The sequence below is a fragment of the Streptomyces sp. NPDC050617 genome (assembly GCF_040654795.1).
Classification (GTDB): Bacteria; Actinomycetota; Actinomycetes; order Streptomycetales; family Streptomycetaceae; genus Streptomyces.
In genome coordinates, this window is record NZ_JBFAIS010000025.1 from 113534 (window position 1) to 130115 (window position 16582).

The following is a 16582-nucleotide window of genomic DNA, read 5'->3' on the forward strand; positions in this document are numbered from 1 at the left end:
CGGAATCTAGTCGCGGGCCGGGCCCCTGGGCAGCCCCCGCGCGGGGCGCGGCGGACTCAGGCCGAGAGCGGCCGCTGCACCTTGATCGATTGGAGTAGCCCTATGGCGATCCAGGCGGCGAACATCGACGATCCGCCGTAGGAGACGAAGGGCAGCGGCAGGCCGGTGACGGGCATGATGCCGAGCGTCATGCCGATGTTCTCGAACGCCTGGAAGGCGAACCAGGCGATGATCCCGGCGGCGACGACGGTGCCGTACAGCTCGGTGGTGTCGCGGGCGATGCGGCAGGCGCGCCACAGGACGACGCCGAGCAGCACGATGATCAGGCCCGCTCCTATGAAGCCGAGTTCCTCACCCGCGACGGAGTAGATGAAGTCGGTCTGCTGCTCGGGGACGAACTGGCCGGTGGTCTGGGAGCCGTGGAAGAGGCCGGAGCCGGTGAGGCGGCCGGAGCCGATGGCGATACGGGCCTGGTTGGTGTTATAGCCGACGCCGGCCGGGTCGAGGGCGGGGTTGGCGAAGGCCGCGAAGCGGTTGATCTGGTACTCGTCGAGGACGCCGAGCTGCCAGATCAGGACGCAGCCCGCGACGCCCGCGCCGATCAGCCCGGCGATCCAGCGGTTGGAGGCGCCGGAGGCGAGCAGCACGGCGAGGACGATCACGACGAGGACCATGACCGAGCCGAGGTCCGGCATCAGCAGGATGATCAGGATCGGCAGCGCGGCGAGGCCGAGGGCCTGGAGGACCGTGCGGTGGTCGGGGTAGGGGCGGTCGCCCGCGTCGACCTTGGCGGCCAGCAGCATGGCCATGCCGAGGGTGATCGTGATCTTGATGAACTCGGAGGGCTGGATGGAGAAGCCCGCGGGGAGCTGGATCCAGGAGCGCGCGCCGTTGATGGTGGCGCCCAGCGGGGTGAGGACGGCGGCGGTGAGGATCACCGAGACGCCGTACAGGATGGGGACGGCGCCGCGCAGGGTGCGGTGGCCGAGCCAGATGGTGCCGACGGCGAGGGCGATCCCTATGCCGATGTTGAGGGCGTTGCGGAGCAGGAAGTAGTACGGGTCGCCGTGGTTGAGCTCGGTGCGGCCGCGGGTGGCGGAGTAGACGAGCAGGGTGCTCAGCGCGGACAGCGCGAGGGCGGCCAGCAGCATGAGCCAGTCGAGGCGGCGCACGATGGAGTCGCGGGCGAGGAGCTTGCGCCAGGCGGAGCGCTCGGGCGCGTAGCGGCTGATGGAGAAGCCGTGAGTGGTGGTCACTGCTTCCGCCTCCCGATGGGCTGGGCCTCGATGGAGCCGTCGCTCTCGATCGTGGGGAGCTTGGCCTCGGGGCGCGGCAGGAGCGCCTTCTTCTCGTCGACGTGGCCCTTGTCGTCGACTCCGTAGAGGGCGTCGTAGATCTTGCGCACGGCGGGCCCGGAGGCGCCGGAGCCGGTGCCGCCCTGGGAGATGGTCATGACGACCGTGTAGTCCTTGGTGTACGTCGTGAACCAGGAGGTGGTCTGCTTGCCGTAGACCTCCGCGGTACCGGTCTTGGCGTGCATCGGGATCTGCTTCTGCGGCCAGCCCTGGAACCGCCAGGCGGCGCTGCCGCGGGTCGCGACGCCCGCGAGCGCGGAGTCGAGCTGGTCGCGGGTCTTGCCCTTGAAGGGCAGCTTGCCGTGGGACTTGGGCGCGATCTCCTCGACGTGCTTGCCGTCGGGGCTGACGACGGCCTTGCCGACGGTGGGGTTGTAGAGGGTGCCGCCGTTGCTGATGGCCGAGTAGATGGTGGCCATCTGGATGGGGGTGACGAGGGTGTCGCCCTGGCCGATGGAGTAGTTGACGGAGTCGCCGGCGCGCATCCGCATGCCGGATTCGCAGTTCTCCTTGGCGATCTTCCCGGCGTAGCTGTCGTCGTCCTTGCCCTGCTTGCACCAGGAGTCCTTGTTGGCCTCCCAGTACTTCTTCTTCCACTGGCGGTCGGGGACCCGGCCGCTGACCTCGTTGGGGAGGTCGACGCCGGTCTCGTTGCCGAGGCCGAACTGGTGCGCCGTCTTGTAGAACCAGTCGTTGGGGTGCTTGGGGTTGTTGCCGCCGTCCTTCTGCCACTGGCGGTAGGCCAGGTCGTAGAAGACGGTGTCGCAGGAGACCTCCAGGGCGCGGCCGAGGTTGATCGGTCCGTACCCCTTGGACTCGAAGTTCTTGAAGACCTGGTTGCCGATGCTGTACGAGCTGGAGCAGTTGTACTTGCCGTCGAAGTCGTATCCGGCGTTGACGGCGGCGGTCGCGGAGATGGCCTTGAAGACCGAGCCGGGGGCGGACTGGCCCTGGATGGCGCGGTTGAGCAGCGGGTAGTTGGAGTCCTTGCCGGTGAGCTGCTTGTAGTCCTTGCCGGAGATGCCGCCGACCCAGGCGTTGGGGTCGTAGGTGGGGTTGGAGGCCATGGCGACGACGCGGCCGGTCTTGGCCTCCATCACGACGACGGAGCCCGCGTCGGCCTTGTAGTTGCGGCCGGTGTTCTTGTCGAACTCCTTGCGGGCGTCCTTCATCGCCTGGTCGAGCTCTTTCTCCGCTATGGCCTGGACCCGCGCGTCGATGCTGGTGACGAGGTTGGAGCCGGGCTGCGACTTGTCGCTCTTGGCCTTGCCGATGACGCGGCCGAGGTTGTCGACCTCGTAGCGGGTGACGCCCGCGGTGCCGCGCAGCACGGAGTCGTACTGGCGCTCCAGTCCGGAGCGGCCGATCTGGTCGGAGCGCAGCAGCGGGGAGCGGGTGTTCTTGGCCTTGGTGATCTCGTCGTCGGTGACGGGCGAGAGGTAGCCGAGCACCTGGGCGGTGTTGGACTTGCCGGGGCCCGCGTAGCGGCGTACGGGCGTGGGCTCGGCGGTGATGCCGGGGAAGTCCTCGGCGCGCTCGCGGATCTGGAGGGCCTGCTGCGTGGTGGCCTCGTCGGTGATGGGGATGGGCTGGTAGGGCGAGCCGTTCCAGCAGGGGCGGGGCGTCTTGGCGTCGCAGAGCCGGACCTTGGCGGCGACCTCGTCGGCCTTGAGGCCGAGGACGTCGGCGAGGCGGCCGAGGACGGCCTTGCCGCGGTCCTTCATCCGCATCAGCTCGGTGCGGTCGGCGGTGACGACGAGCCGGGTCTCGTTGTCGGCGAGCGGCACGCCGCGGGCGTCCAGTATCGAGCCGCGGGTGGCGGGGTCGACGACCTGCTGGATGTGGTTGTTGGCGGCTTCGGCGGTGTATTCGTCGCCGTTGCGGATCTGGAGGTACCAGAGGCGGCCGCCGAGGGTCAGCAGGAGGGAGAAGACCAGGATCTGGATGATGATGAGCCGGATGTTGACGCGGGACGTCCGGCCGGTCTCCGGGATGTTGGTCACGATGCCCCTTCCTGTCGCTGACCGTGGTCCTGGTCCGGGCGGGTGCGGTACGGGCCCGTGAGCGTCGGAAGCGGCCTCACAGGCGCTTGACCCCCTTGAGCCGGCCCGCCTTGCCCTTCGTCTGCTTGGTGAGCAGCCCGCCGCGCTGGCCGCCGATGCCCGAGCCCTTGCCGAGCTTGCCGCCGCGGCCGGCGCCGTACGAGGTCAGCCAGGTGCTCTCGCCGCCCGCCGAGCCCGAGGTGCTCTCCCCGGCGAGCGGGTCGTACTCGGTGCGGCGGGCCAGGGCCATGATCACCGGCACGGTGAAGGGGGCGAGCAGCACGTCGTAGAGGGCTGCGGTGAACACGAGGCTGGTGATGCCCACGTGGCGGGCGGCGGAGTCGCCGACGAGGGAGCCGACGCCCGCGTACAGCAGGGTGGAGCCGATGGCCGCGGCGAGGACGACGACGAGCGGTCCGACGGCCGAGCGGAGCCGGCCGTTGTCGGGCTTGACGAGTCCGGCGAGGTAGCCGATCAGGCAGAGCACGAGGGCGTAGCGGCCGGCGGCGTGGTCGGCGGGCGGCGCGAGGTCGGCGAGCAGCCCGGCACCGAAGCCGATGAGGCAGCCGGCGACGTGTCCGTAGACGAGGGCGAGGCTGACGACGACGAGCAGCAGCAGGTCGGGGACGGCGCCGGGCAGGTGGAGCCGGGCGAGGACGCAGACCTGGACCACGAGGGCGACGACGACCAGGAGCGTGGCGAGCAGGGTCCGGTTGAGGCGCATCGGTCAGCTCCTGGGGCTGGCGCCCGTGGTGGGGGTGGCGGTGACCGTCACCGTCGGCGTGGGCTTGGGCTTGTCCTTCGGGGGCAGCACGGTGTCCCGCGGGTCCTGGCGCGGCGGCTGGACGACGACGCCGACGACGTCGAGCTTGGTGAAGCCGACGAAGGGCCGTACCTGGAGGGTGCGGGTCAGGTCGCCGTGCGAGGGGTCGACGCGGATCACCTCGCCGACCGGGACGCCGGGGACGAAGGGCTTGTCCTTGCTGGAGCCGAAGGTGACGAGGCGGTCGCCCTTCTTCACGGCGGCCTTGCCGTTGAGGAGTTCGACCTTGAGCGCGCCCTCGCCCTGGCCGCCCGCGAAGCCGATCTCGCCGGTCTTCTCCATCCGGGTGCCGACGGTGAACTTGGGGTCGCCGGCGAGCAGCACGGTGGCGGTGGTGGCCGAGACGGTGGTGACGCGGCCGACGAGGCCGTCGCCGTTTATGACGGTCATGTCGCGCCTCAGGCCGTCGTTCGCGCCCGCGTCGATGGTGACGGTCCAGGAGAAGCCCTGGGCCGCTCCTATGGCGATGACCTGGGCGCCCTTGATGCCGTACTGGCCGGCTCCGGCGGTCTTGAGCAGCTTGTCGAGCTCGCGGGCCCGGCCGCGGTTGCGGTCGTCGCTGCCGAGCTTCTGCCGCAGGGCGGTGTTCTCGCGCTCCAGTTCGCTGATCCGGCTGTGCCGGCCGCCGGAGTCGCGGACGGCCGCGACGGCGTTGCCGACGGGGTCGACGGCGGCGGCGACGCCCCGTTCGACCGGGCCGAAGGCGGATGCGGCGACGCGGCGGGCGCCGTCGAGCGGGGACTGCTCGCCGCCGCGGATATCCATCGTGATCAGTGCGAACGCGACGGCGACCAGCAGCACCAGTAGCAGCCGGCTCTCTCGTGTGTCCCTCACGTGCGGCGGCGTGCCCTTCTCGTCGGGCCGGTCGGCTGCGGGCCCGGACCGGTCATCGGGAGCGTTAGGACCTGTCCTGGGGATCAGGGTCGATCAGGGGGCGAAGGCCCTCGTGCCTGTACATCAACGACCTGTATATCAACGATCCGCCGCGCAGATGGTCGTCGTCCGTGCCGGTGTGCCCCTCCCGGCCGGGGGCCCCGGCGGGAAGGCGGCACACGGTGGTCATCTGCGGGGCTGGGCGTCCAGTACCTGCTGGAGCGCCTCGAACTCCTCGACGCACTTGCCGGAGCCGAGGGCGACGGAGTCCAGCGGGTCCTCGGCGATGTGGATCGGCATGCCGGTCTCGCGGCGCAGCCGCTCATCGAGGCCGCGGAGCAGGGCGCCGCCTCCGGTGAGCACGATGCCGCGGTCCATGACGTCGCCGGAGAGCTCCGGGGGGCACTTGTCGAGGGTGGTCTTGACCGCGTCGACGATGGAGTTGACGGGCTCCTCGATGGCCTTGCGGACCTCGGCGGCGGAGATCACCACGGTCTTGGGGAGGCCGGAGACGAGGTCGCGGCCGCGGATCTCGGTGTGCTCGTCCTTGTCGAGGTCGTACGCCGAGCCGATGGTGATCTTGATGCTCTCGGCGGTGCGCTCGCCGAGGAGGAGGCTGTACTCCTTCTTGATGTGCTGGATGATCGCGTTGTCCAGCTCGTCGCCGGCGACGCGGATGGACTGCGCCGTGACGATTCCGCCGAGCGAGATGACGGCGACCTCGGTGGTGCCGCCGCCGATGTCGACGACCATGTTGCCGGTGGCCTCGTGGACCGGCAGGCCGGAGCCGATCGCGGCGGCCATCGGCTCCTCGATGATGTGCACCTGGCGGGCGCCGGCCTGGGTGGACGCCTCGATGACGGCGCGGCGCTCGACGCCGGTGATGCCGGAGGGCACGCAGACCACGACGCGCGGGCGGGCCATCCACCGGCGCTTGTGGATCTTGAGGATGAAGTAGCGGAGCATCCGCTCGGTGATCTCGAAGTCCGCGATCACGCCGTCCTTGAGGGGGCGCACGGCCACGATGTTGCCGGGGGTCCGGCCGATCATCTTCTTGGCCTCGGCGCCGACCGCCAGAATGCCGCCGGTGTTGGTGTTGATGGCGACGACCGACGGCTCGTTGAGGACGATGCCGCGGCCTCTGACGTACACCAGCGTGTTGGCGGTCCCGAGGTCGACAGCCATGTCACGGCCGATGAACGACATGTTGTTCCCCATGAGGATACGTCTGGCCTTCCCAGCTGGAGCGATGCTTACTTGAGGGCGGCAGGTTGCGGTGCGCCACGGGGCGCGGGAGCTTCCATCGTAGTCTCGCCCGCTCGAACGCGGTGCGAGGGTTCCTCCGCCATTGTCAGCGGAATATGAGCCTGCCCCAGTAATGGGGACGCCGTGTCGGGGTGACGGGTTCCCCCGTTCGCCGCGGAAAGGACCGCCGGGCGACCGAGGAGTATCGGTCGCCCCTGGTCAGCAGGGTACGGGGGTGACTTCGCGTCAGACGGCGGCCGGGAAGAAAATCTTGATTTCGCGCTCCGCGGACTCCTCGGAGTCCGAGGCGTGGATGAGGTTCTCCCGGGTGATGGTCCCGAAGTCGCCACGGATGGAGCCGCCCTGAGCCTTGATCGGGTCCGTGGGACCGGCCAGCGTCCGCACCCCCTCGATGACCCGCTCGCCCTCGACGATCAGCGCCGCCACCGGGCCGGAGGACATGAAGGCCAGCAGCGGCTCGTAGAACTCCCGGCCCACGTGCTCCGCGTAGTGCTGCTCCAGGATCGCCCGGTCCAGGGTCCGCAGCTCCAGCGCGCTGATCGTCCAGCCCGCCTTGCGCTCGATACGGCCGATGATCTCGCCGACGAGTCCGCGCGCGACCGCGTCGGGCTTGAGGAGGACGAGGGTGCGCTGGCTCACGGGATGGGCTCCTTCGGTGCGTACGGCAAGAGTGTTACGGCAAGAGAGTGATCCGAGGCTACAGGGGCGAGGGGCCGGGCCGTCACGCAGCGTCAGGCGAGGCCGCGAACCGGGCCTTCGCCTCGTCCACCTTCCGGCCGAAGTGCACCGACGCCCACCACAGCCCGCCGAAGACGACGCCCAGGATGAACATCATCGGCACCACGAACCCGCTGGCGACCAGCCCGATCTGGAGCAGCCAGCCGAGTTGCACGCCGCCGGGCCGGCTCAGCATCCCGCACAGCAGCACGCTGAGCGCCATCGCGGTGCCGCTGACCGCCCAGACCGTGCCCGCCGACAGGTCGCTCGTCTGCATGGCGACCAGCCCGGCGAAGCCGATGACGAAGAATTCACCGATCAGAGTGGACGCGCACAAGGTACGCATTTCAGTCCCTCCCCAGCAGCATGCGCGCCTCGCCGACCGTGATCACGGACCCCGTCACCAGGACCCCGGCGCCGGAGAACTCGCCCTCCTCCTCGGCCAGCGTGATCGCCGCCTCCAGCGCGTCGTCCAGACGCGGTTCGACCTGCACCCGGTCCGGCCCGAACACCTCGACCGCGACGCCCGCCAGCTCGTCCGCGTCCATCGCGCGGTGGCTGGAGTTCCGGGTCACCACGACCTCGGTGAAAATCGGCTCGAAAGCTTCCAGCAGGCCCCGTACGTCCTTGCCCTCGCTCGCCCCGACGACCCCGATCAGCCGGCTGAAGCCGAACGCCTCGGTGACCGCCTCGGCCGCGGCCCGCGCGCCGCCCGGATTGTGGGCCGCGTCCAGCACCACGGACGGGCTGCGCCGCACGACCTCCAGCCGGCCCGGCGAGACGACCGCCGCGAAGGCGGTGCGGATCGCGTCGATGTCGAGCGTACGGGCGTGCTCCGAGCCGATCCCGAAGAACGCCTCCACGGCCGCCAGCGCCACCGCCGCGTTGTGCGCCTGGTGCGCCCCGTACAGCGGCAGGAAGATGTCCGGGTACTCGCCGCCGAGCCCGCGCAGCGTCAGCAGCTGCCCGCCGACCGCGACCTCGCGGGAGACCACGCCGAACTCCATGCCCTCGCGGGCCACCGTGGCGTCCACCTCGACGGCCCGCTTGAGCAGCACCTGGGCGGCGTCCACCGGCTGCTGCGCGAGGACGACCGTCGCGTCCTTCTTGACGATCCCGGCCTTCTCCGAGGCGATCTCGCCGGGGGTGGAGCCAAGCCGGTCGGTGTGGTCGAGGGAGATGGGGGTGACCACGGCGACCGATCCGTCGATGACGTTGGTCGCGTCCCAGGTGCCGCCCATGCCGACCTCGACGACGGCTACGTCCACCGGGGCGTCCGCGAAGGCCGCGTACGCCATGGCGGTGAGCACCTCGAAGAAGGAGAGCCGGAAGCCCTGCCGCTCGTCGGTCATCCGCACGTACGGCTCGATGTCGCGGAACGTCTCGACGAACCGCTCGGGCGCGATCGGCGCGCCGTCCAGGCTGATCCGCTCGGTGACCGACTGGACGTGCGGGCTCGTGTAGCGGCCCGTACGGAGGTCGAAGCCGCCGAGCAGCGCCTCGATCATGCGGGCGGTGCTGGTCTTGCCGTTGGTGCCGGTGATGTGGATCGAGGGGTAGGCGCGCTGCGGCTGCCCCAGGATGTCCATCAGCGCCTCGATGCGCACCAGCGACGGGTCGAGCTTGGTCTCGCCCCAGCGCCCCGCGAGCTCCGTCTCCACCTCGCGCAGCGCGCGCTCCACCTCGGGGTCGGCCGGGCGGGCGGGCACGCCGTCGCCCTGCGGCGGCCCCGACTGGGCGCGCAGGGTCCGGCTGCCCGCCTCGATCACCGCCAGGTCCGGGTCGCGGCCGGTCTCGGCCGCGGTGATCTCGTCGAACTCATCGACCGCTCCGGCCTCGCCGGCCTCGTCGAACCGGTCGGGGCCGTCGCTCTGGGCGTCGTCGTTTCGGGGGCGCTCACTCACGCCGCCCAGTCTACGGAGAACGCGGTGGTGGTAGGGGTCAACCCAGGGCTGCCCGCATCATGGCCTTCGCCACGGGGGCGGCCTGGCCGTTGCCGGAGACCTCGGCCCGCTCGGCGTCGCTGGACTGGACCATGACGGCGACCGCGATCTGCTTGCCGTGGCCGTCCTGCGCGTAGGAGACGAACCAGGCGTACGGCTTGCCGCTGTTGTCCACGCCGTGCTGCGCGGTGCCGGTCTTGCCGCCGACGGTCAGCCCGTCGATCTTCGCGTTGCCGCCGGTGCCCTTCTCGACCACGGTCCGCATGGCGGACTGGAGCTGGCGGGCGGTGTCCGCGGACATCACCCGGCCGTCCTTGTACGGGCGCGGCTTCGTGACGTCCAGCGCGCCGGCGCTGCCGTCGGTGGTGCGGTCCACCACGTAGGGGGTCATCAGCTTGCCGTCGTTCGCGATCGCGGAGGTGACCATGGCCATCTCCAGCGGCGTGGCGGTGACATCGAACTGGCCGAAGCCGGAGAGCCCGGTCTGCGCCGCGTTCATCCCCGACGGGAAGACGCTCTTGTAGGCGCGGGCCGGGACGTCGACCTTGCTGTCGTTGAAGCCGAACTTCTCCGCCTGCTCGCTCAGCCTGTGCTCGCCGAGGTGGACCGCGACGTTCGCGAAGACGGTGTTGCACGAGTACTGGAGGGCCTCGCGGAGGGTGGCGTTCTCGCAGGGGTCCGCGGCGCTCTCGTTGTGCACATAGGTGTGGGTGCCCGGCAGCAGATAGGGGTCGGGCGTCCTGGTCTTCTCGTCGATGGACGAGTAGAGGCCGTTCTCCAGCGCCGCCGCGGCCACCACCAGCTTGAAGGTCGAGCCGGGCGCGAGCGGCTGGCGCAGGGCGCGGTTGACCATCGGCTGCGCGGGGTCCTTCTGGAGCTTCTCCCACGCCTTCTGGTCGGCGGCGGACTGGCCCGCGAAGCTCCCCGGATCGTACGAGGGGGTGCTGGCCATGCCGAGGATCTTCCCGGTCGCGGGGTCGAGGGCGACGGCCGCGCCGGTCTTGCCGCCCAGCGCCTTGTACGCGGCCTTCTGCACGGCCGGGTCGATGGTGGTGATCACGTCGCCCGGCTTCGGGGACTCCCGCAGCAGCGCCTGGCCGGGGTTCTTCAGCCGGGGGTCGGTGCCGTCGAGTACGGGCTGGTCCAGGGCCTCCAGCTGGGTGGAGCCGTAGATCTGGGAGGAGTAGCCGGTCACCGGGGCGTAGAGCGGGCCGTCCCGGTAGGTGCGCTTGTACTTGAGGTCGCCGTCGGTGGCGGCCGATCCGGTGACCGGGTCGCCGCCGACGACGATGTCGCCGAGCGGGTGCGCGTACTTCGCGATGGACAGCCGCTCGTTGTGCGGATTGTCGTCCAGGCCGCCCGCCTCGGCCGCCTGGACCCAGGTGACCCACACCAGCAGACAGAAGACGAGGAACAGGGAGAACACGGCGGTGCGCCGCACTGGCTTGTTCATCGGATGGCGCAACTCCTTCACGTACGGACACCCTGAAAACGGCCTTTCCGGGATCATTGGTTCCGCACGTCCATGAGAGACGGGTGAGAAACAGAGGCGGGTGAGAGACGTGGCGTCAGGGGACCAGGACCGGCTTCAAGCGGTCATGGAGGCGCTGCCGGAAGCGGCGGTCTTCCAGGGGCTCGGCAGCGTGGTCGTCGCCGTCAACCAGCGGTTCGTCGACATATTCGGGCTGGCCGGGATCGACACCGCCCCCGGCGCCCCGCTGGAGCCCATCGTCGAGTCCGTGTTCGCCCAGTACGCCGACCCGCCGCACTGGACCGTGGGGAACGCCATCGCCACCGGCGCCTTCCGCGTGCCGCGCTCCGCCGAGATCCCGCTCACCGACGGCCGGACCATCCTGCGCACGGTCGAGCCGCTGCGGCTGCGCGGCCAGCTCCTGGGGTCGCTGTGGACGGCGCGGGACATCACCGAGCACAAGCGCGCCGAACGCGACCTGGAGCGGGACAACCGGGCGCTGACCGAGCTGGCCCGGCGGCGCAACCGGTTCATGGCGTCCGCCTCGCACGAGCTGCGCACCCCGCTGGCGTCCATCCTCAGCTTCTGCGAGCTGCTGACCGACCCGGCCGCCGGGCGGCTCAGTGCGGACCAGCGGATGTTCCTGGAGGCGATCCACCGCAACGCCGAGCGGATACGGGGCGTGATCAGCGATCTGCTGGCGGCCACCACGACCCGCTCGGCCCAGCTGGAGCTGGAGTTTGCCGAGGTGCGCGTCCCGCGGATGCTGGAGAACGCCGTGCACGACCACATGGCCGCGGCGGCGGAGGCGGGCGTCTTCCTCAGCCTGGACTGCGCGGGCGGGCCGCCGCTGCGCGGGGACGAGCACCGGCTCCAGCAGGTGCTGGGAAACCTCCTGGAGAACGCCCTGAAGTTCACGCCGCGCGGCGGGAGCGTCGCGGTGAGGGCCGCGCCCCGCGGCGGCTGCTGGGAGATCGAGGTCGCCGACACCGGCATCGGCGTCCCGGAGGGGTTCCGGGACGAGATCTTCCAGGGGTTCGTACGGGCCCCCAACGCCCGCGGCGGCCGCTACCCCGGCACGGGGCTCGGCCTCGCGGTGAGCCGAGACACGGTCCAGCTGCACGGCGGCACCATCGGAGTCGCCGACGCGGAGGGCCGGGGCGCGGTCTTCCGCGTCCGGCTGCCGCTGCCCGCGCCCGACGCGCGGGACCCGTCATGACGCGCGTACTGGTCGTCGAGGACGACCCCGACCTCGCGCTCGCGCTGCGGGTGCTGCTCACCCGCTCCGGGTACGAGGTGGTGCACGCCGGGGACGGGCGGGAGGGGCTGCGGCGGCTCTTCGCCGACCGGCCCTCGCTCATGGTGCTCGACATCAACCTGCCGCGGCTGGACGGCTGGGAGGTGCTGGAGCGCACCCGCGACATGGCTGACCTGCCCGTCCTGCTGCTCACGGCGCGCGGCGCGGAGTCGGACCGGGTGCGCGGGCTGCGGGCCGGGGCGGACGACTATCTGCCCAAGCCGTTCGGGAACGAGGAGTTCCTCGCGCGCGTGGAGGCGCTGCTGCGGCGGGCGGGCCCTACCCAGTGGGCGACCGCCGAGTCCGCGCAGGGGCTGCAGCTGGTGCCCGAGCGGCGCTCGGCGGTCTGGCAGGGGCACGAGGTGCGGCTGAGCGGCATCGAGTACCGGCTGCTCCAGGTACTGGTCCGCAACCGGGGCCGGGTGGTGACCACCGAGCAGCTGCTGGCGCGGGTGTGGGACGACCCGGAGGGGGTGGGCACGGAGCGGGTGAAGTTCGCGGTGCTGCGGGTGCGCCGCAAGCTGCGGCAGGCCGCCGGGGGCGAGAGCGCCGACCCGCTGGAGTCCGTACGCGGCATGGGCTACCGCTACCGCACGCCCGAGGCGGGCCCTGGAGCCCGTGGCGAGGGGGACCCTGGCCCCTGATCCGAACGGGCCAAAGGTCCCTCATTTTCGCTTTTCGGACAACAGCAACCAAAGGACAACGGAACGCCACCCGGACGGGCAACCGACGGCCCGCACACTCACGTGCTGTAGCCGCCTGCCAGCTCCTGGAGTCCCCGTGTCCGTCGCCCTCCCGCCGCGCTCCGTCGCCGTCGTCCTCGGCACCCGCCCCGAACTCGTGAAGCTCACCGACCTCGTCCGCCTCCTCGGCCCCGCCGCACACCTCGTGCACACCGGCCAGCACTACGACGAGGAGCTCTCCGGACGGTTCCTCACCGAGCTGGGCCTGCCCGAGCCGACGTTCCTGACCGGCGTCGGCGGCCGCTCCCGCGCCGTACAGCTCTCCACCGCGCTGGCCCAGCTCGACGACCTCTTCACCGAGCAGCCGCCGCTCGCCGTCGTCGTCCAGGGCGACACCAACGCCGCCCTCTCCGGCGCGCTGGCCGCCAACGCCCGCGGCATCCCGCTGCTGCACGTCGAGGCCGGGCTGCGCAGCCACGACCGGAACATGCCCGAGGAGCACAACCGCGTCGTCATCGACCGCCTCGCCGACGTGCTGTGCGCGGCCACCGCCGAGAACCGCCGCAACCTGCTCGCCGAAGGCATCGCCGACCACCGGATCGCCGTCACCGGCAACACCGTCGTCGAGGCCGTACGGGGCCAGCTGCCCTCCGACGCCGACCGCGCCGACCTGCTCGTACGCCATGGCCTGACCGCCGACGGCTACGTCCTGGCGACCGTGCACCGGCCCGAGAACACCGACTCCCCCGCCGCCCTGCGCGCCATCCTCACCGAGCTGGCCGCACTCGCCGGGCAGCTCCCCGTCGTGCTGCCGCTGCACCCCCGCACCCGCGCCCGTATCGAGGCCGCCGGGCTGGAGGACCTCCTCGCGGGGCTGACCGTGTGCCGCCCCCTCGGCTACGGCGCGTTCCTGGCCCTCGCCCGGCACGCCGCGCTGCTCGTCTCCGACTCCGGCGGCATCCAGGAGGAGTGCACCGTCCTCGGCCGCCCGCTGATCGTGGTGCGCCGCTCCACCGAGCGCCCCGAGGCCATGGCCGACTTCGCCGACCTCGTCGAGCCCGGTCCGCGCCTCGGCGTCCTCGCCCGCCGCCGCCTCGCCGAGGGCCCGTACGGGCTGCGCCGGCTGGCCGCGCTCCCCAGCCCGTTCGGCGACGGCCGCGCCTCCGAGCGGATCACGGCGCTGCTCGCCGGAATCGCCGAGAACGCCGAGGCCGCCTCCGCGACCGAGCCCGCCGCCCCGCTCGCCACCGCGGCCTGACCCCGGAGACCCCGTGCCGACCACCCACACCCTGCTGCTCTGCTTCCCCTTCTTCCTGCTGCTGTGCTTCCTCCTGTACTGGGCGGGCGCGCGCTACTCCTATCTGCGCCGGCCCGCCGCCGAGAGCGGTGACGCCGCCGCCTTCGACTGGCACTTCTTCGTGCCGTGCCGGGACGAGGAGCCCGTCGTCGGCACCACCGTCGCCCGGCTCCGCGCCGGCTTCCCGCGGGCCCACGTATGGGTCATCGACGACGACAGCGACGACCGCACCGGCGCGATCGTCGAGGAGCTCGCCGCCGAGGACGGCCGGGTGCACCTCGTACGGCGACGGCGGCCCGACGCCCGCAAGGGCAAGGGCGCGGCGCTCAACGCCGCGTACGACGCGCTGAACCGATTCCTCGCCGACACCCCCGACGACCCGGCCCGCGACCGCGTCGTCGTCTGCGTCATCGACGCCGACGGCCAGCTCGACCCCGCCGCCCTCACCCGCGTCAGCGGCCCCTCCGGCCTCGGCGACCCCGAGATCGGCGGCGTGCAGGTCAGCGTCCGGATGCGGAACGTCGAGGAGCGCACCCCCATGCCCGGCCGCGGCCGGGCCCGCAACGCCGCCGCCCGACTGCTGGTCCGCATGCAGGACATGGAGTTCTCCGTCTCCAACGCGGGCATGCAGCTGCTGCGCACCCGCACCGGCTCCGTCGGCCTCGGCGGCAACGGCCAGTTCACCCGGCTGACCGCCCTCGACCGGATCGCGCAGGCGGAGCGCCGCCCCTGGCAGCAGGGCGCGCTGCTGGAGGACTACGAACTGGGCCTGCACATGATCCTGGGCGGCTACCGCGTCACGCACATCGCCGAGACCTGGGTCTCCCAGGAGGGCCTGCCGCTCGCCCGCCGCCACCTCACCCAGCGCACCCGCTGGGCCCAGGGCAACCTCCAGTGCGTGCGCTACGCGCCGCGCATCGTCTCCTCCCGGCACTACGGCGGCCGGGGCGTCCTGGAGACCCTCTACACCTTCTTCCAGCCCGTCGCGCACCTGGCGACGCTGGTGCTCACCGGCGTCATGCTCGCCTTCCTCGGGCTCGCCGCCGCCGACGAGGGCGCGGGCACGGTCCTGGGCCGCGTCCTCGCGCTCTGGCCCCTGCTGATCGCGCTGACCGCGGTCTCCGTGCTGCCGTTCGTCCTGTGGGGCCCGGTCTACCGCCGGGACCGCGCGCCCGGCCGCTCCCTGCTGGTCTCCCTGGTGTGGGGGCTCGCGCTGTGGCTGTACGCGTACCATCTCTTCCCGGCGTCCGCGCGGGCCTTCGTCCGCATGCTGCGGGGCCGCAACGGCTGGGCGAAGACCCGCCGCAACGCGGAGCGGACGCTGACGGGCGGCCCGGTGGCCGTGGAGAGCTGAGCGGCCGCTCACCCCCGTCGATCCCCCGCCAGGAGCCGGGGGCCCGTGCCCGCCGGGCAACCTATGAGGCTGCTGTGGCATCTTCTACGGCGGGCTTTGCGCCGGGAGAAGCCCCCGGCGGGGAAACGGGAGTTGAGCGTGCCGGCAATCAGTCAGCGGATGCACTTGATGCTGCTCACCGGGTGGGCCGCCCTGTGGTTCGCCGTGGTGGAGCCGAACGGCGGCTTCTCCTGGCACTATCTGCGGGCCGGCGGCGAGCTGATCTACCAGGGCGCGTCCGGCGGCGGCGACGGCGGACTGAACCTGTACGCGCACCACCCCGAGCTCCAGATGGGCCCGATCAGCTTCCTGGTGGCCGGGCTGTTCAACCCGTTCTCCGAGCACACCGGGCAGTTCCTGGCCGCGCTCGTCATGTCGGTGCTCGGCCTGGTCATCGTGGTCCTCGCCGGGCGCAGCGCCGCCACGTACTTCCTCGGCACCGGCACCAACCACCAGCGGCTGCGCCAGCGCGTCCTCATCGCGGGACTCGCGTTCATCCCCATGTGGATCGAGGTCTCGGTCCGCTTCGGCCACCTCGACGACGTGCTCGCGCTGTTCTTCACGGCGCTGGCCGTACGGTCCATCACCCGCGGCAACGCGGTGACGACCGGCATCTTCCTGGCCATGGCCATGGACTCGAAACCGACCGCGCTGGCCTTCATGCCGCTGCTCCTGGCCCTCCCCAAGGGCCAGTGGCTGAAGGCGGGCATATGGTGCGCGGGCCTGGTCGCCGTGGCCTGGCTGCCGTTCTTCGTCGTCGACCCGCACTCCTTCGCCGCCGCGAAGTTCGCCATCCCCAACCACCCGGCGTCCGCCCTGCGCTGGCTCGGCGTGGGCGACCCGGAGACCCCCGGCTGGGACCGCCCCGCGCAGGCCGCGCTGGGTCTCGTACTGGGCTGCATAGCCGTCTGGCGCGGCCGCTGGGCGGCGGTCGTGCTGCTGGGCGCCAACGCCCGTATCGTCCTGGACCCCAGCGTCTACACCTACTACACGGCGTCCGTGCTCCTCGGCACCCTGCTCTGGGACGTCGTCGGCCAGCGCCGCCTGGTCCCCTGGTGGAGCTGGCTGGCCCTGATCACCCTGTACGGCAGCGTCTTCGTCGTCCACGACGACTCGATCAAGGGGCTGATACGGCTCGCGTTCGTGGCCGTGTCCACCGCGTACGTCCTGCTGTGGCCGGTACGCGAGCGGCAACGGCAGCGGCCCGGACGCCGCGGGCCCCTCGCCCACAGAAGGGACGAGGGGCCCGCGGAGGCGGCCTGGAAGGCGGGGCTCACTCCGGACCGCCCCCGGAGCGACGGGACCGGCTGAACTTCGGGGGGGGGGGGGCGGGGGGCCCCCCCCCCCCCCCCCCCCCGAACCCGGGGGCCGCCCGCGGGGGGCCCCCCCCCGGCGCCGGGGGGACCGCCGGGTGGCCGGGCC

General features: G+C 71.8%; 14 protein-coding genes. 5 read left to right on the forward strand and 9 right to left on the reverse strand.

Annotation, left to right across the window (positions count from 1 at the left end):
* Positions 1-56 precede the first annotated feature (56 nt).
* The 9 genes from rodA to AB0I49_RS28555 form a co-directional block, all read right to left on the reverse strand.
* Entirely contained in the window at positions 57-1256 is a 1200-nt protein-coding gene (gene rodA / locus AB0I49_RS28515) for a rod shape-determining protein RodA (RefSeq protein WP_363229978.1), read from the reverse strand.
* A complete protein-coding gene (gene mrdA / locus AB0I49_RS28520) occupies positions 1253-3358 on the reverse strand; it encodes a penicillin-binding protein 2 (RefSeq protein WP_363229979.1) in 2106 nt (701 codons plus the stop codon). Before mrdA ends, rodA begins: the two co-directional genes overlap by 4 nt.
* A gap of 76 nt (positions 3359-3434) precedes the next feature.
* Positions 3435-4121: a rod shape-determining protein MreD gene (gene mreD, locus AB0I49_RS28525; protein WP_363229980.1), complete on the reverse strand. Its 687-nt coding sequence runs from the start codon at positions 4119-4121 to the stop codon at positions 3435-3437.
* Positions 4122-4124: 3 nt separating this feature from the next.
* Positions 4125-5054 carry a rod shape-determining protein MreC gene (gene mreC, locus AB0I49_RS28530; RefSeq protein WP_363229981.1) on the reverse strand — a complete coding sequence of 310 codons (930 nt, stop codon included), beginning with the start codon at positions 5052-5054 and terminating at the stop codon, positions 4125-4127.
* A gap of 225 nt (positions 5055-5279) precedes the next feature.
* Positions 5280-6299 carry a rod shape-determining protein gene (locus tag AB0I49_RS28535; protein ID WP_030890125.1) on the reverse strand — a complete coding sequence of 340 codons (1020 nt, stop codon included), beginning with the start codon at positions 6297-6299 and terminating at the stop codon, positions 5280-5282.
* Positions 6300-6584: 285 nt separating this feature from the next.
* The gene (ndk, locus tag AB0I49_RS28540) at positions 6585-6998 is read right to left on the reverse strand and encodes a nucleoside-diphosphate kinase (RefSeq protein WP_363229982.1); all 414 of its coding nucleotides are present in this window, start codon (positions 6996-6998) and stop codon (positions 6585-6587) included.
* Between the two features lie 82 nt (positions 6999-7080).
* A complete protein-coding gene (locus tag AB0I49_RS28545; RefSeq protein ID WP_363229983.1) occupies positions 7081-7422 on the reverse strand; it encodes a DUF4233 domain-containing protein in 342 nt (113 codons plus the stop codon).
* A 1-nt stretch (position 7423) separates the two neighbouring features.
* Complete coding sequence (locus tag AB0I49_RS28550; protein ID WP_363229996.1) at positions 7424-8884, reverse strand: folylpolyglutamate synthase/dihydrofolate synthase family protein; 1461 nt, start codon at positions 8882-8884, stop codon at positions 7424-7426.
* 133 nt (positions 8885-9017) lie between these two features.
* The gene (locus tag AB0I49_RS28555) at positions 9018-10472 is read right to left on the reverse strand and encodes a penicillin-binding transpeptidase domain-containing protein (protein WP_363229984.1); all 1455 of its coding nucleotides are present in this window, start codon (positions 10470-10472) and stop codon (positions 9018-9020) included.
* 109 nt (positions 10473-10581) lie between these two features.
* Between AB0I49_RS28555 and AB0I49_RS28560 the strand changes: the two genes are divergently transcribed.
* The 5 genes from AB0I49_RS28560 (at position 10582) to AB0I49_RS28580 (ending at position 16471) form a co-directional block, all read left to right on the forward strand.
* A complete protein-coding gene (locus AB0I49_RS28560) occupies positions 10582-11709 on the forward strand; it encodes a HAMP domain-containing sensor histidine kinase (RefSeq protein WP_363229985.1) in 1128 nt (375 codons plus the stop codon).
* On the forward strand, positions 11706-12431 hold the full coding sequence (locus tag AB0I49_RS28565) for a response regulator transcription factor (RefSeq protein WP_363229986.1): 726 nt from the start codon (positions 11706-11708) through the stop codon (positions 12429-12431). The genes AB0I49_RS28560 and AB0I49_RS28565 overlap by 4 nt, the downstream gene beginning before the upstream one ends.
* Before the next feature lie 136 nt (positions 12432-12567).
* Positions 12568-13728: a UDP-N-acetylglucosamine 2-epimerase (non-hydrolyzing) gene (gene wecB, locus AB0I49_RS28570; protein WP_363229987.1), complete on the forward strand. Its 1161-nt coding sequence runs from the start codon at positions 12568-12570 to the stop codon at positions 13726-13728.
* A gap of 13 nt (positions 13729-13741) precedes the next feature.
* Positions 13742-15121, forward strand: coding sequence for a glycosyltransferase (locus AB0I49_RS28575; protein ID WP_363229988.1), 1380 nt, complete (start codon positions 13742-13744; stop codon positions 15119-15121).
* A gap of 159 nt (positions 15122-15280) precedes the next feature.
* Positions 15281-16471 carry a hypothetical protein gene (locus tag AB0I49_RS28580; protein ID WP_363229997.1) on the forward strand — a complete coding sequence of 397 codons (1191 nt, stop codon included), beginning with the start codon at positions 15281-15283 and terminating at the stop codon, positions 16469-16471.
* Positions 16472-16582 lie beyond the last annotated feature (111 nt).